24 protein-coding genes are annotated in these 25429 nt (G+C 60.8%); 8 read left to right on the forward strand and 16 right to left on the reverse strand.

All coding sequences use genetic code 11. The features are described 5' to 3' along the window. Positions 1-22: 22 nt before the first annotated feature. A complete protein-coding gene (locus tag HMPREF3171_RS07060; RefSeq protein ID WP_070483880.1) occupies positions 23-1228 on the forward strand; it encodes a protein adenylyltransferase SelO family protein in 1206 nt (401 codons plus the stop codon). 27 nt (positions 1229-1255) lie between these two features. On the opposite strand, the gene mqo is transcribed toward HMPREF3171_RS07060, so the two are convergent. Beyond that, complete coding sequence (gene mqo, locus HMPREF3171_RS07065) at positions 1256-2752, reverse strand: malate dehydrogenase (quinone) (protein ID WP_070483883.1); 1497 nt, start codon at positions 2750-2752, stop codon at positions 1256-1258. A 131-nt stretch (positions 2753-2883) separates the two neighbouring features. Between mqo and HMPREF3171_RS07070 the strand changes: the two genes are divergently transcribed. The 4 genes from HMPREF3171_RS07070 to HMPREF3171_RS07085 all read left to right on the forward strand — a co-directional run bounded on the left by HMPREF3171_RS07070 (position 2884) and on the right by HMPREF3171_RS07085 (position 6639). After that, positions 2884-3894 carry an alpha/beta hydrolase gene (locus HMPREF3171_RS07070; RefSeq protein ID WP_070483884.1) on the forward strand — a complete coding sequence of 337 codons (1011 nt, stop codon included), beginning with the start codon at positions 2884-2886 and terminating at the stop codon, positions 3892-3894. Positions 3895-3935: 41 nt separating this feature from the next. Next, positions 3936-5348 (forward strand): mycothione reductase, encoded by a 1413-nt coding sequence (mtr, locus tag HMPREF3171_RS07075; RefSeq protein WP_070483885.1) that lies wholly within the window; start codon positions 3936-3938, stop codon positions 5346-5348. Between the two features lie 322 nt (positions 5349-5670). Continuing rightward, complete coding sequence (locus tag HMPREF3171_RS07080; RefSeq protein ID WP_070450997.1) at positions 5671-6105, forward strand: hypothetical protein; 435 nt, start codon at positions 5671-5673, stop codon at positions 6103-6105. A 54-nt stretch (positions 6106-6159) separates the two neighbouring features. Beyond that, a complete protein-coding gene (locus HMPREF3171_RS07085) occupies positions 6160-6639 on the forward strand; it encodes a hypothetical protein (protein ID WP_070450996.1) in 480 nt (159 codons plus the stop codon). Positions 6640-6782: 143 nt separating this feature from the next. Here HMPREF3171_RS07085 and map read toward each other — a convergent pair whose 3' ends face one another. The 5 genes from map to dxr form a co-directional block, all read right to left on the reverse strand. Beyond that, positions 6783-7682, reverse strand: a complete 900-nt coding sequence (gene map, locus HMPREF3171_RS07090) for a type I methionyl aminopeptidase (RefSeq protein ID WP_168161887.1) — start codon at positions 7680-7682, stop codon at positions 6783-6785. 59 nt (positions 7683-7741) lie between these two features. Next, on the reverse strand, positions 7742-9547 hold the full coding sequence (locus tag HMPREF3171_RS07095; RefSeq protein WP_070483889.1) for a penicillin-binding transpeptidase domain-containing protein: 1806 nt from the start codon (positions 9545-9547) through the stop codon (positions 7742-7744). 1 nt (position 9548) lies between these two features. Beyond that, the gene (gene ispG / locus HMPREF3171_RS07100; protein WP_070422393.1) at positions 9549-10712 is read right to left on the reverse strand and encodes a flavodoxin-dependent (E)-4-hydroxy-3-methylbut-2-enyl-diphosphate synthase; all 1164 of its coding nucleotides are present in this window, start codon (positions 10710-10712) and stop codon (positions 9549-9551) included. A 20-nt stretch (positions 10713-10732) separates the two neighbouring features. Further along, positions 10733-11941, reverse strand: coding sequence for a M50 family metallopeptidase (locus HMPREF3171_RS07105; protein ID WP_070483891.1), 1209 nt, complete (start codon positions 11939-11941; stop codon positions 10733-10735). Between the two features lie 63 nt (positions 11942-12004). Beyond that, entirely contained in the window at positions 12005-13165 is a 1161-nt protein-coding gene (gene dxr, locus HMPREF3171_RS07110) for a 1-deoxy-D-xylulose-5-phosphate reductoisomerase (RefSeq protein WP_070483892.1), read from the reverse strand. A 196-nt stretch (positions 13166-13361) separates the two neighbouring features. On the opposite strand from dxr, the gene HMPREF3171_RS07115 reads away from it, so the two are divergent. Then, positions 13362-13850, forward strand: coding sequence for a DUF2631 domain-containing protein (locus HMPREF3171_RS07115; RefSeq protein WP_083292009.1), 489 nt, complete (start codon positions 13362-13364; stop codon positions 13848-13850). A gap of 75 nt (positions 13851-13925) precedes the next feature. Here the strand turns inward: HMPREF3171_RS07115 and rlmN are convergent, their stop codons facing one another. Genes rlmN through frr form a run of 3 tightly spaced genes read right to left on the reverse strand, consistent with a single transcriptional unit; the run spans position 13926 to position 16552 of the window. Beyond that, a complete protein-coding gene (gene rlmN, locus HMPREF3171_RS07120) occupies positions 13926-15029 on the reverse strand; it encodes a dual-specificity RNA methyltransferase RlmN (RefSeq protein WP_070450991.1) in 1104 nt (367 codons plus the stop codon). Between the two features lie 55 nt (positions 15030-15084). Further along, complete coding sequence (locus tag HMPREF3171_RS07125) at positions 15085-15993, reverse strand: phosphatidate cytidylyltransferase (RefSeq protein ID WP_070422267.1); 909 nt, start codon at positions 15991-15993, stop codon at positions 15085-15087. A gap of 1 nt (position 15994) precedes the next feature. Beyond that, positions 15995-16552 carry a ribosome recycling factor gene (gene frr / locus HMPREF3171_RS07130; RefSeq protein WP_070422266.1) on the reverse strand — a complete coding sequence of 186 codons (558 nt, stop codon included), beginning with the start codon at positions 16550-16552 and terminating at the stop codon, positions 15995-15997. Positions 16553-16626: 74 nt separating this feature from the next. On the opposite strand from frr, the gene HMPREF3171_RS07135 reads away from it, so the two are divergent. Next, positions 16627-17706 carry an amidase family protein gene (locus HMPREF3171_RS07135; RefSeq protein ID WP_141743378.1) on the forward strand — a complete coding sequence of 360 codons (1080 nt, stop codon included), beginning with the start codon at positions 16627-16629 and terminating at the stop codon, positions 17704-17706. Here HMPREF3171_RS07135 and pyrH read toward each other — a convergent pair. The 3 genes from pyrH to rpsB form a co-directional block, all read right to left on the reverse strand. Further along, positions 17695-18378 (reverse strand): UMP kinase, encoded by a 684-nt coding sequence (gene pyrH / locus HMPREF3171_RS07140; protein ID WP_070422390.1) that lies wholly within the window; start codon positions 18376-18378, stop codon positions 17695-17697. The two genes, HMPREF3171_RS07135 and pyrH, sit on opposite strands and share 12 nt — an antisense overlap. A 225-nt stretch (positions 18379-18603) precedes the next feature. Continuing rightward, the gene (tsf, locus tag HMPREF3171_RS07145; RefSeq protein ID WP_070422265.1) at positions 18604-19422 is read right to left on the reverse strand and encodes a translation elongation factor Ts; all 819 of its coding nucleotides are present in this window, start codon (positions 19420-19422) and stop codon (positions 18604-18606) included. Positions 19423-19653: 231 nt separating this feature from the next. Continuing rightward, positions 19654-20571 carry a 30S ribosomal protein S2 gene (rpsB, locus tag HMPREF3171_RS07150; RefSeq protein ID WP_070422264.1) on the reverse strand — a complete coding sequence of 306 codons (918 nt, stop codon included), beginning with the start codon at positions 20569-20571 and terminating at the stop codon, positions 19654-19656. 330 nt (positions 20572-20901) lie between these two features. Here rpsB and HMPREF3171_RS07155 point away from each other — a divergent pair, with 330 nt between their 5' ends. Beyond that, the gene (locus tag HMPREF3171_RS07155; RefSeq protein ID WP_083292010.1) at positions 20902-21432 is read left to right on the forward strand and encodes a M23 family metallopeptidase; all 531 of its coding nucleotides are present in this window, start codon (positions 20902-20904) and stop codon (positions 21430-21432) included. On the opposite strand, the gene HMPREF3171_RS07160 is transcribed toward HMPREF3171_RS07155, so the two are convergent. The 4 genes from HMPREF3171_RS07160 to HMPREF3171_RS07175 are packed head-to-tail and all read right to left on the reverse strand — an operon-like array spanning position 21395 to position 25398. After that, a complete protein-coding gene (locus HMPREF3171_RS07160; RefSeq protein ID WP_070483897.1) occupies positions 21395-22294 on the reverse strand; it encodes a tyrosine recombinase XerC in 900 nt (299 codons plus the stop codon). The genes HMPREF3171_RS07155 and HMPREF3171_RS07160 overlap by 38 nt on opposite strands. A 41-nt stretch (positions 22295-22335) precedes the next feature. Beyond that, the gene (gene dprA / locus HMPREF3171_RS07165) at positions 22336-23511 is read right to left on the reverse strand and encodes a DNA-processing protein DprA (protein ID WP_070483899.1); all 1176 of its coding nucleotides are present in this window, start codon (positions 23509-23511) and stop codon (positions 22336-22338) included. Beyond that, entirely contained in the window at positions 23508-25031 is a 1524-nt protein-coding gene (locus HMPREF3171_RS07170; RefSeq protein ID WP_070483901.1) for a YifB family Mg chelatase-like AAA ATPase, read from the reverse strand. Before HMPREF3171_RS07170 ends, dprA begins: the two co-directional genes overlap by 4 nt. Beyond that, positions 25018-25398, reverse strand: coding sequence for a YraN family protein (locus HMPREF3171_RS07175; RefSeq protein ID WP_070422259.1), 381 nt, complete (start codon positions 25396-25398; stop codon positions 25018-25020). Before HMPREF3171_RS07175 ends, HMPREF3171_RS07170 begins: the two co-directional genes overlap by 14 nt. Positions 25399-25429 lie beyond the last annotated feature (31 nt).

Below are 25429 nucleotides of genomic sequence, written 5' to 3' on the forward strand. Positions count from 1 at the left end.
CGACACAGTCTAGGGTGGCACCATGACACGACCCCAGCTCGACCACACATTCGCCGAGAACCTGCCCGAGCTCGCCCACGCTGAACCAGGCAGAAGTTTTGAGAACCCCCAGATGGTTGCCCTCAACGAGCCTCTCGCAGTAGAACTTGGGCTCGATGTCGCTTGGTTGCGTAGCAGCGACGGCCTCGCCTGGCTTACCGGCGCCCAGGGCGGGCACGCATTGGCATATGCGGGCCATCAGTTCGGTCAGTTTGTGCCATTGCTTGGCGACGGCCGCGCGTTGCTGCTCGGCAACATCGCCGGCCACGAGATCCAACTCAAAGGATCCGGCCTGACAGTGTTTTCACGGCGTGGATCTGACGGCGTCGGTGCGATCGGCCCGATGTTGCGCGAACACCTCGTCTCTACGTTCATGCACGCCGTCGGCGTACCGACGACACGTTCCCTCGCAGTACTTACCACCGGCGAAAAGGTGATCCGCCAAAACGGCGCCGTACCCGGCGGCATCGTGGTCCGCGTGGCGAAAAGCCATCTTCGTGTCGGCAGCGTCCAGTACGCGGCAACGCAATCCGAGGACCTTGTACGCCAGATCGTCACCGCTGCCGGTTTCGACAATGCAGCCAGCCTGCTCGAAACCGTCACCCGCCGCCACTTCGACCTGGTTGCGCACTGGATGCGCATCGGTTTCGTCCACGGGGTGATGAACACTGACAACGTGGCACTCTCGGGCGAAACGATCGACTACGGCCCGTGCGCTTTTACAGAGCGCTTCGAAGCCACAGCATCGTTTTCGTCCATCGACAGGCAAGGCCGCTACGCCTTTGGCAACCAACCGAGCATCATCGCCTGGAACATGGCCCGCCTGGCAGAGGCGCTTTACCCCTTGCTGGGCCAGGATTATGTTGACGCCTACATCAAAACAGTCCAGCCAACCTGGGACGAGGCGTGGCAGCGTTGGATCGGCGACGACCACGAGGGGCTCAACAACGCCACCGACATCACCACCTACAACCGCGAACACGGCATCAACGGCGATCCAGGACCGATCTTCGTCCCGCGCAACCACATGCTGCAGGATGCGATAGACGCCGCTGAGTTGCACGGTGATTACGCGAAGTACAACGGACTGCTCGCGGCAGTATCCGACCCGTACAACGAACAGGCCGGGCCCGAATGGATGACCCGGCCGGAAGGACAACTGCCCTACGTCACCTTCTGCGGGACGTAGGGCAGCCAGTTCAGTGAAGCGAGCGGATTAATCCTCGAGCTTCAGCGTCTTCTGGGTCCATGCCCACTGCTCCTCGTACGCCTTCTTGTCGTGCTTGAGCGACTTGCCGTACGTCGGGAACATCTCGTGGAGCTTGTCAGCCCACTCGATCATGCGCTCACCGAAGCAACGCTCCAACAGCTCGAGCATCGCAGCCGGGGTAATCGATGCGCCCGGGGATGCGCCGAGGATGCCCGCGATGGTGCCGTTCTGGTCGTTGACCAGGGCGGTACCGAACTCCAAGGTGCCGAAACGCGGGAATGCTGCCGGCTTGATCACCTGCACGCGCTGACCGGCGACGACAACGTCCCAGTCCTTGCCGTCTGCCATCGGGTAGTACTCATGCAGCACGTCCATCTTGCCGTCGAAGTTACGGAAAACCTCCTCAACCAGGTACTTGACCAGGCCGATGTTGGTTGCCGCGACACCGAGGTAGGACGGGATGTTGTCCAGACGGATGGACTTGAACAGGTCCAGGTAGGAGCCTTCCTTCAAGAACTTCGGAGTCCAGCCGCCGTACGGGCCGAACAGCAGGGACTCTTCGCCATCGACAACGCGCAGGTCCAGGTGCGGAACAGACATCGGCGGGGCACCAACCTTGGCCTTGCCGTACACCTTTGCCTTGTGCTGCTGGACGAGTTCCGGGTTGGTGGTCTTGAGCCACAAACCGGAGATCGGGAAGCCTGCGTAGCCGTGAACTTCTGGAACGCCTGCCTTGCGCAGCAGGTCCAGGGCGTACCCGCCAGCGCCGATGAACACGAAGCGTGCACGAACGACCTGCTTGTCACCGGTGCGAACGTTCTTCACGGTGACCTTCCAGAAGTTGCCCTCACGCTTGAGGTTGAGGACCTCGTGACCGTAGCGGATCTTGGTGCCGCTTTCCTGAGCGGACTCCAGGAACTGCTTGGTCAGCGAGCCGTAGTTGATGTCAGTGCCGGCATCAGTCCAGGAAATTGCGACCGGCTCAGCGTCGAAGTCGCGGCCTTGCGCCATCAGCGGCAGCTTCTCAGCGAACTTCTCGCGGTCATCGGTGAACTGCATCTCCGGGAACATGTGGTTCGCAGAAAGCTTGTCGTAGCGCTTACGCAGGTATGCAATCTGGTCTTCGCCCTGGGCGAAGGAAACGTGCGGCACCGGGTTGATAAAGGCGCGCGGGTCCTTGATCACACCGTTTTCTACCTGGTGGGACCAAAACTGGCGAGCGACCTGGAACTTCTCGTTGATCGCCATCGCCTTAGAGACGTCGATTCGACCGTTCTTTTCCGGGGTGTAGTTCAGTTCGCAGAGAGCGGAGTGACCCGTACCAGCGTTGTTGAACGCGTACGAGGATTCCTCGGCGGGACCATCGAGGCGCTCGAAGATCACCTGGCTCCACTCGGGCTCCAGTTCGTGCAACATCGAGCACAGGGTGGCGCTCATAATGCCAGCGCCAACGTGCAGGATGTCCACCTCGTCCGCGTACTTATTACCACCGTTGTCAGACATGCGTAGTCATCCTTATAGTGTTTCGACAATTTTTGGAGTACAGACATTCTACGTCTATCTGCACCGGAACGTGCATAGGCCCGAATTATGACACGGCCCACACCCGCTTTCGGGTCAGTATCATCAGCCCCATGAATCAAACAGAAGAAGCATCCCTCGACACACTTACCTGGAAACCGGACGTGCTCGGTAAAAATTACGAGCATGCGCGTCTGCAATTAGATAAGGACCCCGACACGGGACATGCGCCAGAGGCGGTGTTGGTCCGGGACGTGAGGTCGTCGACAAGCAACAAGCCCGCGGTGCTGTGGGTCCACGGCATGTCGGACTACTTCTTCCACAACCATGTTGCCGACGAGTTTGCCCAGCACGATTTCCCCTTTTACGCCTTGGATCTGCGCCGTTGTGGCCGCGCGCACACGAAGGGCCAGCGCTTCCACTTCACGCTGGATATGCGTCGTTACTTCGAGGAACTCACGACGGCGCTGCGGCTCATCGCGCGCGAGCATGGCTCGGTCGTTGTGCTCGCACACTCCACTGGCGGGTTGATTGTTCCGCTGTGGGCGGATCATTTACGACGAGAATCGCCCGCGGATCATGCACTGCTTCAAGGAATCGCGCTCAACAGCCCGTGGTTGGACCTGCAGTACCCGACCTGGCAGGTGAAGCTCCTGCGCCCAGTACTGAACACGCTTGGAGCCATTTTCCCGTCTATCCCACTGCCGGGCGGCGGGCTGGGTACCTATGGCACCTCTATCCACGAGAGCAAACACGGCGAATGGAGCTTCAACACCACCTGGAAACCGCTGGTCGGTCACCGCAAGTACTTCGGCTGGATCCGGGCAGTACTTAAAGGACAGGAACAAATCCACAAGGGCAACGTTGATACCGGCGTGCCAACGCTGACCCTGTGCTCTTCGCACTCATACCTGGGCAAGGAGTACTCCCCCGCTGCCGACACGGCCGATACCGTGCTTGATGTCGACCAGATCCAGCGTTGGGCCCCGACACTTGGGAAAGATTCACAAGTGCGAGTTATCGACGGCGCCCGCCACGACGTTTTCCTCTCCGAACGCCATGCCCGCGAGTCCGCGTTCAAGGCGACGTTTACGTGGCTAGACGATCTCACCGGGGCGCAGTAACGTCTAAACCCAATCCATACATATATATAGAGGAGACGAGCATGTCTGCTGTGGCGACGAATTCCACCCACTACGACCTCATTATCGTGGGCACCGGTTCCGGCAACTCGATCCTGACCCCGGACTTCGATGACAAGAAGGTCGCTATCGTCGAAAAGGGCAAATTCGGTGGAACGTGCCTGAACGTGGGTTGCATCCCGACGAAGATGTACGTCCTGGCCGCCGAGCACGCCTTTGCCGCACGCGAGGCCGGCAAACTCGGTGTTGATCTTGAGTTCCATGGCGCCGACTGGGATGCCATCAAGGAACGTGTTTTTGATAACCGGATCGACCTCATCGCTAAGGGCGGCGAAAACTACCGCCGCAATGAGTGCGACAACGTCACCGTCTACGACATGGAGGCCTCCTTTGTCGGGCCGAAGACCCTAAAGACGGGTCGCGGCGGCGTAGAGGAAACGATTACCGCAGACACGATCATTCTCGCCGCCGGTGCGCGTCCGTTTATCCCCGAGTGGGCCAAGGGCGTCACCTATCACACCAACGAGGACGTCATGCGCCTCGACGAACTGCCAAAGTCGATGACCATCGTTGGCGGCGGCTTTATCGCCATGGAGTTTGCGCACGTCTTCGATGCCCTGGGCACCGACGTAACCATCATCAGCCGCTCTCCCCTCCTGCGTCCGCTCGACGAGGATCTGCGCGATCCGTTCAACGAGATCGCCACACAGCGCTACACCACCCACATCGGCCGCACGGTCGCATCCGCCACTGAGGATGGCGGCCAGGTGACGCTCACACTTGACGACGACACCCAGGTGACCTCCGACGCCCTCCTCATCGCCACCGGCCGTATCCCGAACAGCGACACCCTCAATGTTGAGGCGGGAGGCATCGAGACGCATGACGACGGCCGCGTAAAAGTCGACGAGTTCGGCCGCACGACCGCTGAGGGTGTGTGGTCGCTTGGTGATCTCTCTTCCCCCTACCAACTCAAGCACGTTGCCAACGCCGAGATGCGTGCGGTGACCCACAACGTGCTGGCAACGTGGCGCGGCAACGGCGCGCTCGTCCCGATGCCGCACGACCACGTGCCGTCGGCGATCTTCACCCACCCGCAGATCGCCACCGTCGGCCTGACCGAGCAGCAAGCAATCGAGGCCGGCCACGATGTCACCGTCAAGGTCCAGAACTATGGCGACGTTGCATACGGCTGGGCGCTGGAGGACAGCACCGGACTGGTGAAACTCATCGCGGATCGCACCACCGGCAAACTGCTTGGCGCGCACTACATGGGCCCACAGGCGTCGACCCTGATTCAGCAAATGATTACCGTCATGGCCTACGACCTCGACCTTCGCGAGTTCCCACGCAGCCAATACTGGATCCATCCAGCACTTGCTGAAGTGACGGAAAACGCGATCCTGGGCCTTGATCTGACTTTCAAAGAAGTCTAAACCTATCCTTTACCCCCTAATTTGGGGGCCATTCAGCAAAACCGCTGCGACAACTGCCCAAGAAGCGAAAAGTGCACGTTGCGATTGTTATCAACCCGCAATCATTCCCAGCGGACACACAGAGACTCCAACCTTTTGATGATCTTTGCATCAAATCGCACACCAAACTTGCACGATGCTGGAAACGATCGGCTATTGTCGTTGCAGACACCGGGACCGAGCCTCTAAGGCTTGCTATCGGTCCTAGGAGCTCAATGCCCCTGGACTTCTTTGAATTCCACCCGGACGTCGTGCAAGAACTATCAGAGAAGGATTTCGTTTCATGCGTAATTTCCGTAAGGCAGCCCTCGCCGGCGCAACCGCCGTCGCTGTGGCATTCGGCTCCACCGCAGTCGCAACCGCTGAGACCAAGAAGCCGGAGGCAACCCCGACCCCGACGTACACCTCTTACCCGGCACCGGTCCGCGACCAGAAGCCGGGCGTCGACAACGACGCTGAGAAGACCAACGGTTCCTCCACCAAGCTGGGCAACAAGCTCGGCGTTTGGAGCAAGGACGAGAACGGCGACGTCAAGGTCAACGGTGTTGATGGCCGCGCAATCTTCGGCACCAAAAAGCAGGAAAACGGCTTCAACAACCAGCCTAAGTACGCTCAGGCTGCTTACGGCCTGACCGTCTTCACCGCTGTCTCCGCAGTCATCGGCCTCATTGTTGGCCCGCTGTACAACTTCATCGTTCACGGCCCGGTGAAGTTCTAATAACGCGGATTTCCGCTAACCACTTCCAACTCACATTTCGAAAGAAGGAATAAGATGCGTAACTTCCGCACCGCTGCAGTTGCTTCCGCAACCGCTCTGACCGTCTTCGTTGGCGGCACCGCTATCGCTTCCGCTGAGGAAAACAAGGATCCGGAGACCACCGCTACTGCCGAGCAGAACGGCCAGACCGACACCAAGAAGCCGGAAGAGAAGAAGTCCGACAAGGACAAGCAGGTCATCTTCGCTGGCAAGCAGGAGGGCGACAAGTCCTTCGGCGACGTTGTCAAGGACGGCACCGCAGGCCTGTTCAACGGCAAGGGTTCCTCCAAGTACTTCGACGAGAAGGACACCGCGACCCCGTTCTACCCGACCGATGCTTTCGGCGAGAAGACCAACCCTGAGGCTGTCCCGCAGTGGGCACGCTACTGGATCGACGGCACCATCGTCGCTGGTATCGGTGCTCTCGTCGGCCTCGTGATCGCTGGCATCAACTTCGCTTCCTACAACGGCTTCATCCAGCTGCCGAAGTTCTAAGTCAACTTCGTCGTAGGACGATAGAAACCCGCTGCTCCGGCAGCGGGTTTTTGCTTTGGTCAGTCTCGGCTTTGCATCCAACAAAAATGTGCCCCGCAGGGAACGTTCCCTGCGGGGCACATATGCATCTACCAGTGCGACGTCTACTCCCCCAGCATGTGCTGGCCTGCTGCTACATCGGCGTCCGGGATCGTGAGAATCTCGTTGCCATCGTCAGTGATCACGATGGTGTGCTCGAACTGCGCGGTGTACTCACCATCGACGTTCTGTACCGTCCAGCCGTCGTCCCACACGGTGTACGGCAACTCACCCAGGTTGATCATCGGCTCGACGGTCAGCGTCATCCCCGGCTCGAGAACATCCGTGTAGGCATCCGAGTCATAGTGCAGGACGACGAGACCGTTATGGAAAGTCGTGCCCACACCGTGTCCGGTGAAGTCGGTGACTACGTTGTAGCCGAAACGCTTCGCGTACGCCTCGATAACGCGCCCGATGACGTTGATCTCGCGGCCCGGCTTTGCTGCCTTGATACCGCGCATCATGGCCTGGTAGGTACGGTCCACAAGGTCCTTGTGTTCCTGTGCAACCTTGCCAGCGAAAAATGTGGCATTGGTGTCGCCGTGTACACCATTCTTGTAAGCAGTGACGTCAATGTTGACAATGTCGCCTTCCTGGATCACCGTCGTATCCGGGATGCCGTGGCACACGATCTCGTTCAGGGACACACAGGAAGACTTTGTAAAGCCGCGGTATCCAAGCGTGGAGGGGTACGCACCGTGTTCGATGAGGTAGTCGTGCACAATGCCGTCGATCTCATCGGTGGTTTTGCCCGGCGCAACCGCCGCACCAGCAAGGGCGAGGGCGTTCGCGGCGATCTTGGATGCCTCGCGCATCGCCTCGATCGTCTCGGGCGTTTGGATGACGGGTTCGCCGACGTTTTCCTGCACATCGTCTTTCCAGGCGTACTCCGGACGCTCAATGTGGTCCGGGACCTTACGCACTGGGGTCGGTTTACCTGGTGTAAGTAGTCCTCTTGGATTCATAAACGCCATGGTAGTACCGCGAGCAAATTGGCCCTGCGGCAGCTAGCCAGCTTTCTGATCTACCCCAGCGGCAAGTTGGCAAGCATCGTGTTCGTCAGCGCGACTGCCGCTTCAGAACCACCGCCGAGGACCACCAGGGTTGCAAACGCGATGTCGTCTTCCACGCGGTAGCCGGTGAACCAGGAGTGGGACCCACCGTTGATTTCGGCCTCGCCGGTTTTGCCGCGAATATCGCCGCCGGCACTCATGCCGCCTGCGGTACCGCCCGGCCCGGTCACGGCAGCCATGATCTGGCGCAGCTGATCGATCGCTTCCGGTGGAAGGGGCTGCACGTCCTCGCTGAGTTTCGTTTCCTCGCCCTGCACCAGGTACGGCACCGGCAATGACCCACGCGCGGCCGTCGCAGAAACCAGTGCCATGCCGAAAGGGCTGGCAAGGTCGAGGCCCTGGCCGTAGCCGGCCTCAGTGCGGTCGAGGGGCTCCTCCCCGACCGGGATCGAGCCAGTGATTGTCTCTACCCCTGGGATCTGCATATCGACCCCGAGACCAAACTGCTTACCCACGTCCTGCAACTCACCTGGGGCGAGACGCGTCGACATGTCCGCAAACGTGGTGTTGCACGAACGCGCAAACGCCGTCTCCAACGGCACGGTGCCGAGGCTGAAGCCTCCGTAGTTGGTCACGATGCGCCCATACAGGTTCATCGGGCCCGGACACGGCACCGGCGAGCCTGGTGTGAGCCCTTGCCGTGCAAGCCCCGCCGCTGCGGTGATGATCTTAAATGTCGAGCCAGGCGGGTACTGGCCCATCGTCGCCAGATTGCCTTGCGCATCCGCAGCCGGGGTCTGCGCAATAGCCAGAATCCCGCCCGTAGACGGCCTGATGGCCACAATCATGGCCTGCTGCCCGGCAACGGGTTCGAGCGCACGCTCAGCGGCTTCCTGGACGCGGTGATCCAAGCTGATGTGCACCGCCGGCGCCGGTGCGGGATCCTGACGGGTGATCTCCTCGTACGACGCACCATTTTCGTTGACAATGTCGACGCTCCAGCCGGAATCACCAACCAGATCATCGCGCACCAACTCGCCCACGCGCGCCATAATGTCGGGCGCGAAACCCGGCTTTGCGTTGACCATGGCGGCTTCTTCGTTGAGCCGGACACCGGGTTCGTCGCTAAGCGCTGCTTCAACAGCATCTCGCGCTGCTGCCGGCACCACCGCCACCGAATACACACCGGAGGCGCGCTCGAGCTCGTCCTTCAACGTGTCTGCATCGCGGAGCGGCACGCCACGGTCCTGCTCGTGCGCCCGGGCGAGAGCACCGCTGATCGCAGATGCCGCAGCACCGGCGGTGCGCATCTCGTTGGTATCCACCAACACCCGATACGCGATGCCGGGCTTTAACAACTCCACCCCATCAGAGGACACGACACTCGCCTGTGCGGGAGCGATCGCACGCAGCTCCAAATGCTGGTGCGCACCCAGACGCGGGTGCAACACCGACGGTTGCCAGCGCACAGTCCACTTCTCGCCAGATTGTGTCAGCGTCATCTGCGCGTCGTACTTCAACTCACGGTCACGCGGCAATTGCCACGCCAACTCGTACGTCGCGGTGGCTAGATTCTCCTCCTGGCGCACATCTTTCAGCGTCGCCGTGACGTCTTCTGCCTGCAAACCATCCCAGGTCGCGTTCGTGGAATCAGCCGCGGACGTCGGATTGTCAATCGCAGACGACTCGACGTCGCGACGCTCCAGCGCCTCCAAAAACGCACTCGCTGCTGGCTCAGCATCATTGGGGCGCGGGGTGCATGCGCTTATCGACGACGCAAGCACCACCCCGGCAACAACTGCGACGACACGACGCATACTAGCGGGTGACCTTGACCTCAGCCTTGGCGCCAGCGACCTCCTCGAGGCCCTGCTCCTCAGCAATACGCAGCGCGTGAGCAATCAGCGTTTCCACAATCTTCGACTCCGGCACGGTCTCCACAACCTCGCCCTTGACAAAGATCTGGCCCTTACCGTTACCGGAAGCTACACCAAGGTCAGCGTCGCGCGCCTCGCCCGGACCGTTGACAACACAGCCCATGACGGCCACACGCAGCGGGAACTCCATACCATCCAGGCCAGCGGTGACCTCCTCGGCCAACTTGTACACGTCCACCTGGGCGCGACCACAGGACGGGCAGGAAACGATCTCCAACTTGCGCGGACGCAAGTTCATCGACTGCAGAATCTGGTCACCGACCTTGATCTCTTCCACCGGGTCAGCGGAAAGAGACACACGAATCGTGTCGCCGATACCCTGCGACAACAGGGCACCGAAGGCGACGGACGACTTAATCGTGCCCATGAACTTCGGACCAGCTTCCGTCACACCGAGGTGCAACGGGTAATCCGTCTTCTCTGCCAACTGGCGGTACGCCTCGACCATCAGCACCGGGTCCGAGTGCTTTACGGAAATCGCAATATCGCCGTAGCCGTACTCTTCGAACAAGCCAGCCTCGTAGATCGCGGACTCCACCAGCGCTTCTGGCGTGGCCTTGCCGTACTTCTCCAGCAGGCGCTTATCCAGCGAGCCACCGTTGACGCCGATACGGATCGGGATGCCTGCGTCACCGGCTGCCTTTGCAACCTCCTTGACGCGGCCGTCGAACTCCTTGATGTTGCCCGGGTTCACACGCACAGCTGCGCAACCGGCGTCGATCGCAGCGAAGATGTACTTCGGCTGGAAGTGAATATCGGCGATCACCGGGATCGGCGACTTTGCAGCAATTGCTGGCAACGCTTCCGCATCGACCGTCTTCGGGCATGCGACACGCACAATGTCGCAGCCAGCCGTGGTCAACTGCGCGATCTGCTGCAAGGTGGCGTTGATGTCGTGCGTCTTCGTCGTGGTCATCGACTGCACCGTGATCGGGTGATCGGAGCCAACACCGACACCTCCAACCATCAGTTGGCGGGTCTTACGACGTGGGGCCAGGGTGGGTGCCGGACCTTCAGGGATGCCTAATCCGATGGGGGTACTCATGGTGGATAACTCTAGCACCGTCACCCAAAAAGATTGACGGGGTTGACCACGTCTGCCGCCATCACCAACACACCGACAACAAGCAGCAGCGCCGCCATGAAATAGGTCAGTGGCATCAGCTTCTCGTAGTTTGCCGGGCCGACTGGTGGCAGGCCACGGAGTCGTCGCAAAGCATTGCGAATCTTCTCGTAAATAACCACCGCAATATGGCCACCATCAAGCGGTGGAAGCGGCACGAGATTAAACAACGCCAGGAAGAAGTTCAGGCTGGCCAGCATCATCCAAAACGCCGGCCACTGGTCGCGTTCCACCAGCTCGCCGCCGGTGCGCGAGGCCCCAATCACACTGATGGGGCCCTCAATGTCGCGCTCCCCGCCGAAGATCGATGCGACAACCCCCGGGATCTTGCCCGGAAACGCCATCAACCCGTCAACGGACGCACGAAGCATCTGACCGGTAAACTTGGCCGTCGCCGGCACCGCCTCGACAGGCCCGAATTGCTTCACCGCATCCTTGACCGGAGCTGCGGCGATGCCCACCGCGCCGACGTCGATACGCTCGCCCGTCGAAGGATCGATGCGCTCGACCCGCGCCACGGGGACATCAATGCTTTGCGACGACCCACCGCGCTCCACCTCAAGCGCGACCATCTCCCCCGGACGCTGCGCAACATAAGTACGCAGATCCGCGAATGTCTCGATTGGTTCGTCGTCGACCGCAACCAACGTGTCGCCCACCTGTACACCCGCTTGGCCCGCAGGACCAGGTCCGCTGCACTCCGCCAGAGTCTTCTCATCCACCTGGTCGGCAACACAGACGACCTGGCCCACCTTCGGGGTGAAATCCGCGTACGGGTTCCGGATACCTGATGAGACAGCAACCCCAAAAATGATCACGACGCCGATCAAGATGTTCATCACGATCCCGCCGGAGAGCACCGCAATACGCTGCCACGCAGGCTTTTTCACCATCGCGTGCGGCGCTTCCTCCTCGGTGACCGGATCCATCGCCGTCATCCCCGCAATGTCACAGAACCCACCGAACGGCAGCGCAGCAATCCCATACTCTGTTCCGCCCCGTTTCACCGACCACAACGTTGGCCCGAAACCGACAAAAAACCGGCGCACTCGCATGCCAAACGCACGCGCAGTGAACATGTGGCCTGCTTCGTGCAGCGCAATCGAAGCAGTGATTGCAAGCGCGAAAAGCACAATCCCCAACACACTCATCGCGCTTCACCCCACAGCACACACAGCGAAGAGGTGCGGGCACACCGCCCGCACCTCAAGGGTCTAACGCTCAATGCGCGCAATCGCCGCGGCGACTCGCTCACGCGTACGGGACTCAACCCGCATCACATCAAACACATCGCTCGGGACTGCGGCGAACTCGTCGGCCTCGTCCAGGACCTCCCCGATAATGTCCACGATCTCCGGGAACTTAATGCGACCCGCGAAGAACGCCTCTACCGCTGCTTCGTTAGCAGCGTTGTAAATAGCCGGGTACGGATCACCCTTCTTGGCCACCTCACGGGCCAGACACACAGCAGGGAACACCTCGTTGTCCAGCGGCTCAAACTCCCACGAGAATGCCTGCGAGAAATCCAACGGCTCCTGCACATCCGGCACACGGTTCGGCCAATCCAGCGCGTGCGCGATAGGCAGCTTCATCGACGGCGGCGAAGCCTGTGCAAGCGTTGCACCGTCCGTAAACGTGACCAACGAGTGAATCACGGACTGCGGGTGAATCGTGACGTCGATCTTGTCCGGATCCATGTCGAACAACATGGCCGCCTCAATCAGCTCAAGGCCCTTGTTCACCAGAGTCGAAGAGTTAATGGTGTTCATCGTTCCCATCGACCAGGTCGGGTGTACCACGGCTTCTTCCGTGGTCACCTCCATGAGACCCTCGCGCTCCCAGCCACGGAACGGACCACCCGATGCGGTAAGAACAAGGCGAGCGATTTCGCTACGGCGAGTGCCGCGCATGCACTGCGCCATTGCCGAGTGCTCCGAATCAACCGGAACAATCTGACCCGGCTTTGCAGCGTCGAGCACGATACGGCCACCCGCTACAAGCGATTCTTTGTTAGCCAACGCAAGTGTCGCATCCGAGCGCAGCGCAGCCATGGTTGCCGGCAGGCCCGAGGCACCAACGAGTGCGTTGAGCACCACGTCAGCTTCCTGCGATTCAACGAGCGCAGCAGCGGAGTTCTCGCCAGTGATCACGTAACCGCCAAGCGCACGGGAGACTTCCTTCGCACCCTCAATATTGCGCACGGCAATCTGGTCGGCGCTCAGGCCAAACTCCTGCGCCTGCTCAATAGCAGCCTTAGGATTGGCGCCACCAATGGCAATCCCGACAATGTTGAACTTGTCGCGGTTTTCGCGGATCACCTCCACAGCCTGTGAGCCAATGGAACCGGTCGAACCTAAAATTACAACGTTTCGCACGCAACCATTGTGACACGTTTTGATTCATTTCGGCACTTGAACTGGATTAAACCCCCGAGGTGGTGCGAAAGTTTGAACACATTGGGGGCTATTGTCACCTTTTTCGCGCTCTGTGTGCGATGATGGGCAGCGATAGTTTCATCATTTCCAGGTGATCGTGTTTGCGATCGATCCCGTGTTAACAAGGAGCGTTGCAGTGGCCCACGCAAAGGAAAGCGCACCCCAGGTGTACAACGGTGTATCCGAGGCTGACGTCCCGTCCGCCAAATTTGGTTGGAGTGCGCTGAGCGACCGCGCCATCCAGCTGGCAGGTTGGATTTCCGTCGCGTTCCTCGTCGCCTACAACTTTGGCAACCACCAGGGCCACGTTGAGACCATTTGGCTCATCGCACTGGCCGTCCTCATTGCTCTCGCACTGATCCTTCTGGCTACCAAGCCGAAGCTCAACCAGGTGCGCACCGTGACGTCGCACAACAAGCCGGTCGGCTACGTGGAGCGTGACTGGACCTACGACCAGGCCACCCTCTCCGGCGACGTCTACGAGTCGCTGACCGATAGCCAGCTGCGCGCCCTCAACATCGAGCCGAGCCGTGTTGCACACCTGCGCAACACTGCACCGGCGCAGGCACGCGAAAACGTAGAGGTCATCGAGGTCGAATCCAAGACCGGCAAGCACGCCCTCTAAAATCTTTTCGACGAAATACCGTCGCACCTTCCAACGAAGGTGCGGCGGTATTTTCATGCCGTCTGCCTGAGCGGACTAGCCAGTTTTTTCGTCGGCTGCCAACTGCCCGCAGGCAGCCGCGATCTCCTGGCCCTTGGTGTCGCGCACCGTGCAAGGCACGCCTTGGGCGATCACACGGCGGACGAACTCGTCCTGCCGATCCTTCGGCGACGCATCCCACTTCGATCCCGGTGTCGGGTTGAGCGGAATGAGATTGACGTGCACCAGCGAACCCAACGCGCTGTGAAGCTTCTTGCCCAACATGTCAGCGCGGAAGTTCTGATCGTTCATGTCGCGAATCAAGGCGTACTCAATGGAGACACGGCGCCCCGTCTGGTCCGCGTAGTAGCGGGCCGCATCAAGCACTTCGGCTACCTCGAAGCGGTTGTTGATCGGGACCAACTCGTCGCGCAATTCATCGTCCGGTGTGTGCAGACTCACTGCGAGTGTGCAGGACAGCCCTTCATCCGCGAGCATACGAATCTGCGGTGCAAGTCCGACAGTGGATACCGTCACGTTGCGCTGGGAGATGCCGAAGCCAGCAGGCGACGGCTGCGTAATCTGGCGAACAGCAGAGACCACACGCTTGTAGTTAGCCAGTGGCTCCCCCATCCCCATAAACACAATGTTGGATAGGCGGGAGCCTTCTGCCTCCATCATTGCGGCCGCAGCGCGCACCTGGTCCACGATCTCCGCGGTGGACAGGTTACGGTCCAGGCCACCCTGACCGGTCGCACAGAACGGGCATGCCATGCCGCAGCCAGCCTGCGAGGAGATGCACAACGTCGCGCGACCTGGGTAACGCATCAGCACCGACTCCAGCAAGATGCCATCGTGCAGACGCCACAGCGTCTTCGTGGTATCACCGTTGTCGGTCTCCACGGTGCGCACGGGGGTCAACAACGTGGGAAAAAGTGCGTCCTTGACAAGCTGACGCTGGTTCTCGGGCAGATCCGTCATCGTCAGCGGATCTGCCTCAAACTTGCCGTAATAGTGACGCGCGATCTGATCAGCACGGAACTTCGGCAGCCCGAGTTCCTTCAACGCGTCGATTCGCTCCTGTGCCGACAGATCAGCGAAGTGCTTTGGCGGCATGCCACGCTTTGGGGCGAGCAGTTTGATCTCGGGAAAATCACTCATAGTGCGCCCCATCTTTGCATGTCGCACGAATGTTTTCGAATTACTAGGTCTGTGCTTAGGCGCTCATAAGCGTGATGGTCGTGAGCAAGATGTAGGTCGCCGCTGCTGCGGGAAGCATCCCGTCAAGTCGATCCATGATGCCACCATGCCCTGGCAGCAGGTTGGACATGTCTTTGATGCCCAGTTCACGCTTGAACTGGCTTTCCACCAAATCTCCCATCGTTGCGCAAATCACTAAAGCGATGCCGAGCACAACGCCCATCCACCACGGGCCGTGAATGAGCAGCGTGACCACTAAGATGCCGGTGATGCTTCCGGCAACGATCGACCCAGCGAAGCCCTCCCAGGACTTGTTCGGGCTAATTGCCGGCGCCATCGGGTGCGAGCCAAACATCACGCCTGCAGCGAAACCACCCACATCGCTGGCAACAACGCACAGCATGAACGCCACAATGTAGGCGGAACCATCCACCCCACCTTGGCTAATCAAGGAAATCATTGCGGCGAACGTGCCAAACAGCGGAATCCACGCAAGCACGAACAGACTCACTGCCGTGTCGCGCAGGTAATTCTCTGGTCGCTTATTCCTGCCCTGGTGGAACATCCCCCAGAACATGACAACTAGAACGGTGAAGGCAAAACCCGCCACGAGCCCTGTAGTGCCATACGGCACGGAGGACCACAGCATGAGTTGGGCCATGATGATCAGCAGTGTGCGCGGCTGCTGGTAACCAGCTTCCCGCAGCCGGGTCATCACCTCCCACATCGCTCCTGCTACAGCGACGGCGACAAGTGGGTACCAGGCTTTGGGCCCCACCCATACGGCGGCAATGACAATCGCGCCGAGCACAACACCGGTCGTAATGGCGGTCGGCAGATCACGCCCCGGGTTGTTCTTCGGCTTCGGCGCATGCACCGGCCAGCGGCTCGGCGTGGCGCGCTCCTCCTGATCAGCAGCAGGCACGCTAGACCTCCAGCAGTTCGGCTTCCTTACGCTGAACGATCTCATCGACCTGAGCAACGTAGGACTGGGTGGTCTTGTCCAGCGCCTTCTCGGCGGTCACGACCTCATCCTCACCAGCGTCGCCGTCTTTCTGAATCTTCTTCAGCGCTTCCATGCCCTGGCGACGGATATTACGGATGGCAATCTTGCCGTCCTCGCCCTTCTGCTTCGCCTGCTTGACCAGGTCACGGCGGCGTTCCTCGGTGAGCTGCGGGATAGACACACGGATGACCTGGCCGTCATCCGTCGGGTTCACACCGAGATCAGAGTTACGGATTGCGTTCTCGATCTCACCCATGGTGGACATGTCGTACGGCTTGATCAGCAGCATGCGCGGCTCCGGCACGGAAATCGTCGCCATCTGGTTAATCGGCGTCGGTGCACCGTAGAAGTCAGCCATCACACCGTTGAACATCGCCGGGTTCGCACGTCCGGTACGAATCGTGGCCAACTCGTCACGAGCGTGCTCAACAGAGGCGGTCATGCGCTCTTCGGCATCCAGCAATACGTCATCAATCATGGGGAAAACCCTACCTTTTCTCTATTCGGCGTCCCTACTAACCTACCAGCGCGACTGGCACCTACACTGGCGCCATGCTGCATCCCGCGTTCACGTTGCCCCCAAGCACACACACGCGGCCGCGCCCAAACGTTGGACGTCTGGCTGGTTGGCAGATTCCGGTCAAAGACGGCACCGACGTTGCTGGCATGACCACTACCCACGGCAGCCCTGCACGCGCCTACACCGCAACAGCAACCGATCCGTTTATCTCCAATCTTTTGGCGCACGGCGTCGCCATCCACGGCAAGACGCTGACCTCAGAGCTGGGCGCGACCTGCTACGCAGAGCGCCCTGACGTTCCCGTGCTCGAGTCGCCGGCCTACCCCGGCTGCACCCCAGGTGGCTCTTCTACTGGCGCCGCAGTTGTGGTGGCCGACGGCACCGTTCGCGCCGCACACGGCACCGATGCCGGCGGATCCATACGCGTGCCAGCTGCAGCGTGCGAGATCGTCGGCTTCAAACCCGCAAGCAAAGGTATCGCCGCACATGGGTTTCTCACCCAGGACGTCGCGGACCAATTCACGTTGTGGGGTTGGCACCGCCGCATCAAAGGCAAGCGGCTCCGAATCGGTGTGCTTACCGACGGTATCTTCGCGCGGCCGGATGTGGAGGATCGGCGAGGTGCGCTCGTCGAAAAGCTTGCGAGTGCTCTCGACTTTGAAGTGGTGCAGCTCAAGCCGTATCGCGAATCGCTGGAAACCTACGCCCACTTCACGACCACAATCACCGCGAGTTTCAACCTGACGGATCCGCTCGACAGCGGATACATCGGCTGGCTCGTCGAGCAATCCCACAAGCTGACCAACAGCGACCTTGACGCCGCCGAGCAACACCGCCGGGATTTGCCTCACCTCATCGCCTCCCAATGGGACGTCGATGTAGTGCTCTCCCCCACGCTCGCATTCGCACCACCCCGGATCGGCTATTTCCCCTCTCTCACGCCAGAAGCGAGCTTCCACGCGCAAACCGAATGGTCACCGTGGTGCTCGCTGTACAACATGCTCGGCACCCCTGCGATTGCACTCGGCGGGGTGCACCTTGGCAGCCTTACGCTCACCGGGCCGGAACTGCTCACGGTGGCGCAGCATTTTGAGACGCTGTTAGGCGACTAGCGTACCTACCTGCTCGCCGCCAACCGCGCGGGCGATGTTTCCTTCCTTGAGCAGGTTAAACACCAGGATCGGCATGTTGTTGTCCATACAGAGACTAAATGCGGTGGCATCCGCAACCTTGAGGCCAAGTTCAATGACCTCGCGAGGGGAAATCTCTGAGTAGAGCTTCGCATCGGGGTTCTCGCGCGGGTCGGAGTCGTAGACACCGTCCACACCCTTAGCCATGAGCAGCACCTCGCAGCCGATCTCCAGCGCACGCTGCGCGGCCGTGGTGTCCGTGGAGAAGTACGGCATACCCATACCCGCACCGAAGATGACCACGCGGCCCTTCTCCAGGTGGCGTGCTGCACGCAGTGGCAGGTACGGCTCTGCAATCTGCGCCATGTTGATCGAAGTTTGGACGCGGCAATCGATGCCCATCTGCTGTAAGAAGTCCTGCAGCGCAAGGCAGTTCATGACAGTGCCGAGCATGCCCATGTAGTCCGAGCGCGCACGGTCCATGCCGCGCTGCTGCAGCTGAGCGCCGCGGAAGAAGTTGCCGCCACCGATCACGACAGCGACCTCGGTGCCGGAGCGCGCGACATCTGCGATCTGGCGGGCGACGGACTCGACTACGTCGGGGTCGATGCCAACCTTGCCGCCGCCGAACATCTCACCCCCCAGCTTCAGCATGACTCGCTTGAAACCTGTGCGGTTGGGGTTGAGGTCAGTCACCGAAAACGCTCCTTTGCGCGGATCAGCCAATTGCAAAATGTTCGGAACCGATCTTAGCCACGCAACGCGTTGAGTTCAGAACTGCTTGCTTAACGACGACAACCCCGCACCACCCGTCCCCCTAATCGGGACAGACAGTACGGGGTTGCACCGCGTGTGAGGCTATGAAACCTCTCGCCTGGCTTATGCCTGGCCGACCTCGAAGCGGACGAAGTCGGTGATCTCGATGCCGTTCTCGTCAGCGAACTGCTTCACGGTCTTCTTGGAGTCAGCCAGCGACGGCTGGTCGAGCAGGACAACGTCCTTGAAGAAGCCACCCATGCGGCCCTCGACAATCTTCTCGATGGCAGCTTCCGGCTTGCCCTCGTTGCGGGTGATCTCTTCCTGAACCGCACGCTCCTTCTCAACAACGTCGGCCGGGACAGCCTCCTTGTTGAGGTAACGAGCCTTCATAGCAGCGATCTGCAGAGCCACCTGGTGTGCAGCCTCAGCGTTGTCACCGTTGTAGGCAACGAGTACGCCAACTGCCGGCGGAAGGTCAGCAGCCTTCTGGTGCAGGTACTTGGCAATGTTGTCGCCTTCGATGGTGGCAGCGCGGCGCAGTTCGAGCTTCTCGCCGATCTTTGCGGAGAGGCGCTCCAGCACCTCGTGTGCGGTCTCACCGTTGACGTCGGCCTTTGCCAGCTCCTCCTGGGAGTTCGCCTTCACTGCAGCAGCAGCCTCAGCGATCTGGTTGGCGATGTCCTTGAACTCCTGGTTCTTCGCCACGAAGTCGGTCTCGGAGTTGATCTCCACGATGGTGTTGCCGGAAACAGCAACGAGGCCCTCGAGGGCGTTGCGCTCAGCGCGCTTGCCCACGTCCTTCGCACCCTTGATGCGGAGGTTCTCAACGGCCTTGTCGAAGTCGCCGTCGGTTTCCTCGAGTGCCTTCTTGCAGTCGAGCATGCCGGAGCCGGTGATCTCGCGGAGCTTCTTGACGTCAGCAGCAGTGTAGTTCGCCATATTGGGCGATCCTCCTCGTGAAAGTTTTACGTAAAGGTATTCAACCGTTTCAAGCGTAGCCGACGATCTGGCCGGCGGCATGACTTGCCACGTGTGGAAAATACGAACACCCCGGTCCGCCGCGTCCCGGCCGGTAATCGGCGGACGTGAGCGGAACGCGGGGTGTGCGTGAATCCTGGCCGAAGCCAGGCGGCTTACGCCTGGGTTGCGGACTTGCAGTGTCCTTGAGACTTAGGCGTCCTTGCCCTCAGCCTGCTCAGCAGCGCGGACGGCTGCCGGCTGCTCGACCTCTGCAACTTCCTGCGGAGCAGCGGTCTCTGCAGCAACAGCGGCCTTAGCAGCATCGGCTGCGGAAACCTCGTCGGAAGCAGCGGCCTGTGCAGCAGCCTCGGCTGCCTCAGCCTGACGCTTCGCGTCGGTGTCGCCTGCAGCGTCACGTGCAGCTGCGAGCTGACGCTCTTCGCGCTGCTGCTTACCAGCGATGACAGCCTCGCCCACGACGTGGGTGAGCAGCTTGACAGCGCCGATGGCGTCGTCGTTGCCCGGGATCGGGAAATCGACAACATCCGGGTCGCAGTTCGTGTCCAGAACAGCGACGACCGGGATGCGAAGCTTCTGCGCCTCGTTGACGGCGATGTGCTCCTTGTTGGTGTCCACGATCCAGAGAGCGGATGGAGCCTTGGTCATCTCAGAGATGCCACCCAGGACACGCTCGAGCTTCACGCGTTCGCGGGTCAGCATGAGGATTTCCTTCTTGCCGCGACCTGCGTAGCCGTCCTCGGCTGCGTCCATCGCCTGAAGTTCCTTCATGCGACCGATACGCTTGGATACGGTCTGGAAGTTGGTGAGCATGCCACCCAGCCAGCGGTGCGTGACGTACGGCATGCCGACGCGCTGCGCCTCTTCCTGGATCGGCTCCTGTGCCTGCTTCTTGGTGCCGACGAACAGGATGGTGCCGCCGTGTGCGACGGTTTCCTTGACAAACTCGTATGCCTCATCGATGTAGGTCAGCGTCTGCTGCAGGTCGATGATGTAGATGCCGTTGCGCTCCGTGAAGATGAAGCGACGCATCTTCGGGTTCCAGCGACGCGTCTGGTGACCAAAGTGGACACCTGCGTCGAGGAGTTCACGCATGGTTACAACTGCCATGGGAATGTCTCCTTCGGAGAAAGTAGTTCGGTTACTTGTAAGTCTCACGTGCGGGTTTTTATCCCTCACCCTGGCACCGTGCCTGCCCCGCACCCCTGTGAGAGGGACCGTTGCTGAGCAGCCATTGTTCGGCGCGCGTAGTCAATTTATGCAGCGCTCTACGGTGCTGCACAAACTGCCCCGGCAACCTTACCCGCATGAGCCCTAAAAACCTAAACTCATCTGCGACGTTGTGGATAACTTCCCCTAGAGTCACACTAACCACTCCCGTTATCCACAGATTTTGCGAAGACCCTGTTCTTTTCCGCGCCGCAATGGTCCTTTGAGAGCATGCATTGCCTATCGACGACGCCACGCACCACCACAGCCACCATCCTGCTCGGAGTCCTACTGTGGTACTCCCCCGCCACCGCCCTTGCCTGGGTCGATCCCGCGGCAGGCACACCGTATCCCCGCGCGGTATCCCGTCCTGCGTCAATCCCGGAGGAAAATTGGAAGCCCGGCCACCGTGGCGTGGATCTGCCGTTGAAGCTCAACGCGCCTGTGCTCGCCGCGGGCGACGGGGTTGTGGCGTTCGTCGGCACTGTCGCGGGCACTCCTGTGATCTCGATTGACCACCCAGGGGGCATTCGCACGACCTACCAGCCAGTGCGCTCAGACCTCAAGGCTGGCGACAACATTACGGAAGGCCACATCATTGGCAGACTTGCGCGCGCCACAAGCCACTTTGCTGGCGAACACGACGGACTGCACTGGGGTGCGCTTACAGGACCTGACAAGTACATCGATCCGCTCACACTGCTGGAGCCACCGAGAATACGACTTAAGCCCGTGGATGCGCCTGGTCGTAGACGTTTTTGAGCCGCTGCGCCGAGACGTGCGTGTAGATTTGCGTGGTTTGCAGGCTTGAGTGCCCAAGCATTTCCTGCACAACACGCAGATCCGCTCCGCCTTCGAGCATGTGCGTCGCGGCCGTGTGGCGAAGGGTGTGCGGACTGATGTCGCTGACACCGGCACGTTGCCCGGCGCGCTCGACAACACGGCGCACTTGGCGTTGGCCGATGCGCCCGCCACGGGATCCGACGAATACCGCATCCTCTGCTTTGCCATTGGCCAGTTCGGAGCGCCCGAACTCGAGCCACTCGTTGAGCGCCAGTGTTGCTTCGCGCCCGAATGGGACCACGCGTTGTTTGTTGCCTTTGCCGGTCACGCGGGCAAGCCCGCGAGCCAAGTCAATGTCGGCGAGGTTGAGACCGGTGAGTTCGCCAACACGCATGCCGGTGGCGTAGAGCAGCTCGAGCATGGCTCGGTCACGGAGGTGTTCGGCGGGGTGGGCGTCGTCGGCGGTATCCGCCTCGACGAGTTCTGTGGCACGCTCCCCGCGTACGACGTTGGGCAGCGCGCGATTCACTTTTGGTGCTTTGAGGCGGGCTGCTGCGTCGTGGTCGATGTAGCCCTGGCGGTACGCCCAGGTAGAGAATGCGCGCGCGGCTGCGGTACGGCGCGCAAGGGTGGCTCGGCTGCGCCCGGCGGTCAGTGCGTCGGCCAGCCAGGTGCGAAGCGCCTCCAGGGTGAACGCGTCGAAGGTGTCTGCGTACCCGGCGAGTGTCGCCAGGTCGGAGACATACCCCTTCACTGTGTTTGGGGAGCGCCCGAGCACAAGCGAGGCGTAGTCGGCGAAATCGCCGACGCCCGCTTGCACTTGCCCTACGCTTTCACTCATGTCGCAGGAGTTTACTCGCTAACCAATATTCACTTGGTTATTCACTCGGTGCGGGACCATTCCTTCCGCTCGCGCTGCACCACTCCCCGCTTGGCCAGGTCCATCAGAATGTGCACCGTCAGTCCGATGGAAAGGCCAGCGTCTGCCGCGATCTCTTCAGCCGTTCGCGATCCTTCGCCTGCTCGTGGCAGTGCGTCGTAAATGCGCAGTTCGTTGTGGCTGAGTTGCTGCGTCAATGTCGGCGGGTACTTCATTTCCATCTGCTCGCCCGCATCGAAATCCCCCGTATGCACGATGTGCTCGTGAATCTGGTCGGCGTTGAGCACCATCGCCGCCTGCTTGTTCTGAATGGCGAGGTTCGTGCCGAGCGACTCCGTTGCAGTTATGGGGCCCGGCACTGCCATCGTTTGTTTATTCATTGCATTGGCCCACTTCAGCGTGTTTAACGCACCTGAGCGAAACGCCGCTTCCACCAGCAGGGTGCCCTGGGTCAGCCCTGCTACGAGACGGTTACGGGTGAGGAACCTGTGCCGGTCCGGGGTCGTGCCGGGTGGGTACTCGGTGACAATGGCTCCCCCGGCGCGCACAACCCGATCGAAGAGTGGCTCGTTGCTCAGCGGGTAGACGTACCCCGGCCCGCAGGCAGCGACCACGATGGTGGGTGCGCCGCAGTCGAGGGCCGCCTGGTGTGCGATCGTGTCGATGCCCAGTGCACCACCGGAGACGATCGTGTACTGGTGTTTTGCCAAACCCCGCACAAGGTCATCGGTAGCGTGACGTCCATACTGCGTTGCTGTTCGTGTACCGACAACGCCGACCGACTGTGCAAGTAGCTTCGCAAGGTCTGCTTCACCTTTTACCCACAGCGCGTGTGGTGCAACCGCTTCTTCGTTCAGGGAAAGTTTTCGATCATCGTCCGGATACTCACAGTGGAACGTGGGCTTGATGTTCTCTCCAGGCCAGCCTGGCGAGTCTGGAGTCAGCAACGTATACCCAGCGGCCTGGGCACGAGCGAGATCCTGCGCAGGTTGGTCCCACGTATAGCGGTTTTGCGTCTGCGGTCCTAGGGCCCCGATCCAGCTTGCACGCGTGCGCACACCGTGGGCAATCTCGTCCGCGCTTCGCCCGTTGGTAATGAACTCCTGAATGTGGATCGAGGGTCCCTCGACAACACGGCTGAGATACGCCCAGGATTCTGGCGAACTTACATTCCTCATGCCGCCACCTCCTCTGGTGCGGTGCGCATATCGACGGCGCGAGCCACATGGTCGATATCCGGTTGCGCCACGCCTTCCAGATCCGCAAGCGTCCACGCCACCTTCAGGCTCCGATCCACGCCACGCTGCGTGATACTTCCGGTGCGCAGCAGCGAGGACAGGTAGGCCATCGCTGCTTCGTCCGCGGGAAATTGCTTGCGGATCAAAGTTGGGGCAACGCGAGCGTTGACGGACTCGTCGATACCAGCCTGCGACCAGCGCTCTTGGGCACGCTCGCGCGCCTGCATGACACGCTCGGCGATGACTGCCGACGACTCCGCGTCACCCGGGGTAACCACCGTGGAATCCGCTGAGGTCTGGATGAACACATCCAGCCGGTCGAGCAACGGGCCGGAAACGTTGGATAAGTGCCGGGCCCGCTCAGCCACCCGACACGTGCAATTGCCGTTGACCCGCTGGCACGCACACGGGTTCGCAGCCAGAACGATTTGCGTATCAGCCGGGTAGACAACTTCCCGACGCGAGCGCGTCAGGCGCACCTCACGCTTTTCTAGCGGGATCCGAAGCGCGTCGAGAACGTGCGCAGAAATCTCCGAGGCTTCGTCGAGGAACAGCACCCCATGGTGGGCCTGGCTGACCACCCCGGGGCGAGGCACTCCTGAACCGCCGCCGATGAGCGCCGCCCTGGTCAACGACGGATGTGGGGCGATAAACGGCCGGTTGGACACAATGCCGCCACTGGAAATTCCCGCAGCCGAGTGCAGCGCCGTGACTTCCACCATCTCCTCGATGTTCAGCGGCGGCAAGATAGAAGGCAGCCGCTCTGCCAGCATCGACTTGCCGGAGCCAGGCGGGCCGATCATCATCACGTGGTGCCCACCGGCTGCGGCGACCTCGAGGGCCTCGCGCTCCACAGTCATTCCGGCGATGTCACTGAAGTCCGCGACCGCTGCAGCGTGTTGGACCTCCGGCTCGCCGACGGTATCCAGCGTTGTCTCCCCGATGAGCCACTGCCACACCTGCGCCAGCGAATCTGCCACAAGGATGTTCTTCATGCCGAGCAGTGAGGCTTCTGCGGCGTTCTCTCGTGGAACGACGACGATGTCGGGTCCGGTGGTGGAGTCGTCGTGAAGCATTGCAATCAGCATCGGCAACACGCCGTCCACTCGGCGCAACGAACCATCCAACGCCAGCTCTCCGAGCAGCATTGTGCTCTCTAGTCTGCGCTGCACCCGCGGATCCAAACTGCCCAAGACGGCAGCTGCAATCGGTAAGTCGAAGTGCGAGCCCGTCTTCGGCAAATGCGCCGGCGACAACGACACCATGATCTTCGTACGTGGCCAAGGAAGCTGCGAGTTGGAGATCGCAGTGCGAATCCGGTCGCGCGACTCTTTCACCGCAGCATCGCCCAACCCCACCATGTGGATCCCCGGAAGACCCGGGCCGACGTTGGCCTCCACAGTGACAAGCCGAGCCGTGATGCCCTCAACTGTTGCGCTGATCGTGCTAGCAAGCGGCATCTTCCACCCCCAAGTAACGACGAAGGACGAAATCATCGCCATCGGTGACGCACTCCACGACGTCGAAACGGATAGCGCGAACCCCCAACGCAGGATGCTCTCGCATCCACTGCGCAGCGCAACGACGCATCGTGCGCAACTTCTTCGCAGTGACCGCCTCCGCAGCACCGAACGCGCCACCCCTGCGCGACTTCACCTCGACGAACACAATCGTGCCGTCTTCGTCTTCAACGACTGCGTCAATCTCCCCCGCAGCAACGCGTTCTCGCTGACCAAGGACGGTATACCCTTGCTCCGCGTACCAGCGAGCCGCAGCACGTTCCCCCAATACGCCCAACTCCTGTTGGGCCGCATACCTGGCGTGCATACATTCCCCCTTATTGTCTTTTAGGACCAAA

The sequence above is a fragment of the Corynebacterium sp. HMSC08F01 genome, assembly GCF_001807545.1.
GTDB lineage: Bacteria > Actinomycetota > Actinomycetes > Mycobacteriales > Mycobacteriaceae > Corynebacterium > Corynebacterium coyleae.

Bases quoted from the DNA above. Each gene is read 5' to 3' on its own strand.
- HMPREF3171_RS07060 (WP_070483880.1), top strand. From the start codon at position 23: ATGACACGACCCCAGCTCGACCACACATTCGCCGAGAACCTGCCCGAG.
- mqo (WP_070483883.1), bottom strand. From the start codon at position 2,752: ATGTCTGACAACGGTGGTAATAAGTACGCGGACGAGGTGGACATCCTG.
- HMPREF3171_RS07070 (WP_070483884.1), top strand. From the start codon at position 2,884: ATGAATCAAACAGAAGAAGCATCCCTCGACACACTTACCTGGAAACCG.
- mtr (WP_070483885.1), top strand. From the start codon at position 3,936: ATGTCTGCTGTGGCGACGAATTCCACCCACTACGACCTCATTATCGTG.
- HMPREF3171_RS07080 (WP_070450997.1), top strand. From the start codon at position 5,671: ATGCGTAATTTCCGTAAGGCAGCCCTCGCCGGCGCAACCGCCGTCGCT.
- HMPREF3171_RS07085 (WP_070450996.1), top strand. From the start codon at position 6,160: ATGCGTAACTTCCGCACCGCTGCAGTTGCTTCCGCAACCGCTCTGACC.
- map (WP_168161887.1), bottom strand. From the start codon at position 7,682: ATGAATCCAAGAGGACTACTTACACCAGGTAAACCGACCCCAGTGCGT.
- HMPREF3171_RS07095 (WP_070483889.1), bottom strand. From the start codon at position 9,547: ATGCGTCGTGTCGTCGCAGTTGTTGCCGGGGTGGTGCTTGCGTCGTCG.
- ispG (WP_070422393.1), bottom strand. From the start codon at position 10,712: ATGAGTACCCCCATCGGATTAGGCATCCCTGAAGGTCCGGCACCCACC.
- HMPREF3171_RS07105 (WP_070483891.1), bottom strand. From the start codon at position 11,941: ATGAGTGTGTTGGGGATTGTGCTTTTCGCGCTTGCAATCACTGCTTCG.
- rlmN (WP_070450991.1), bottom strand. From the start codon at position 15,029: ATGAGTGATTTTCCCGAGATCAAACTGCTCGCCCCAAAGCGTGGCATG.
- frr (WP_070422266.1), bottom strand. From the start codon at position 16,552: ATGATTGATGACGTATTGCTGGATGCCGAAGAGCGCATGACCGCCTCT.
- HMPREF3171_RS07135 (WP_141743378.1), top strand. From the start codon at position 16,627: ATGCTGCATCCCGCGTTCACGTTGCCCCCAAGCACACACACGCGGCCG.
- pyrH (WP_070422390.1), bottom strand. From the start codon at position 18,378: ATGCTGAAGCTGGGGGGTGAGATGTTCGGCGGCGGCAAGGTTGGCATC.
- tsf (WP_070422265.1), bottom strand. From the start codon at position 19,422: ATGGCGAACTACACTGCTGCTGACGTCAAGAAGCTCCGCGAGATCACC.
- rpsB (WP_070422264.1), bottom strand. From the start codon at position 20,571: ATGGCAGTTGTAACCATGCGTGAACTCCTCGACGCAGGTGTCCACTTT.
- HMPREF3171_RS07155 (WP_083292010.1), top strand. From the start codon at position 20,902: ATGCATTGCCTATCGACGACGCCACGCACCACCACAGCCACCATCCTG.
- HMPREF3171_RS07160 (WP_070483897.1), bottom strand. From the start codon at position 22,294: ATGAGTGAAAGCGTAGGGCAAGTGCAAGCGGGCGTCGGCGATTTCGCC.
- dprA (WP_070483899.1), bottom strand. From the start codon at position 23,511: ATGAGGAATGTAAGTTCGCCAGAATCCTGGGCGTATCTCAGCCGTGTT.
- HMPREF3171_RS07170 (WP_070483901.1), bottom strand. From the start codon at position 25,031: ATGCCGCTTGCTAGCACGATCAGCGCAACAGTTGAGGGCATCACGGCT.
- HMPREF3171_RS07175 (WP_070422259.1), bottom strand. From the start codon at position 25,398: ATGCACGCCAGGTATGCGGCCCAACAGGAGTTGGGCGTATTGGGGGAA.